Here is a 613-nt window from a genome sequence, read left to right on the forward strand (position 1 = left end):
TCCGAGATGTCGGTGAGCCAGAGCTGATTCGGTCCATCGGCTCGGAACTCATGACGGGTTCGTCCGTCGGCGTCGACAACCACGCACAGGTCGTCGTGGACGGATGGTCCTGGACGCTTGCCGTTCTTGGCCCGGGCCTTACCGAAGGCCGAGAACCACGAGTTGTGCGAGCACAGCCGCCACGCGGTGCGCACTGCCATCGGCTCACCGGCAGCCTCGGCCTCATCGGCCAGGTACCTGTACCCGAACTCCGGGTCATCACGATGGGCATCGAAGAGGGCATTGGCCCGATAGGCTTCGACGACGTCAGCTTCAGGGACCGGAGTGGCCAGCCACCGGTAGTAGGGCTGGCGAGAGAGCTTCATTACCCGACACGTCACCGCCACGGGGATCCCGTCGGCGGAGAGCTCTCTCACGAGCGGGTAGAGCCTTTTGACGGCAGATTCGCCTGCGACAGGTAGGCGGCGGCACGGCGCAGTACTTCGTTCTCCTGTTCCAGCAGACGATTGCGTCGACGCATCTCCCGCAGTTCGGCGGATTCGTCCGTGGTCTTACCGGGCTTGTTGCCGGCGTCGATTTCGGCTTGGCGAATCCATTTCGCGATGGTGCCTTC

The 613-nt window shown here is 63.8% G+C and carries 1 protein-coding gene and 1 pseudogene; both read right to left on the reverse strand.

All coding sequences use genetic code 11. The features are described from left to right. Window positions 1–365: pseudogene (locus IIE29_RS16675) on the reverse strand (hypothetical protein); the annotation flags it as partial. A gap of 47 nt (window positions 366–412) precedes the next feature. Beyond that, window positions 413–613 (reverse strand): transposase (locus tag IIE29_RS16680; RefSeq protein ID WP_425491483.1); only part of this gene is annotated, 201 nt, incomplete at its 5' end.

The organism is Brevibacterium renqingii (assembly GCF_017808095.1).
Taxonomy (GTDB): Bacteria; Actinomycetota; Actinomycetes; order Actinomycetales; family Brevibacteriaceae; genus Brevibacterium; species Brevibacterium renqingii.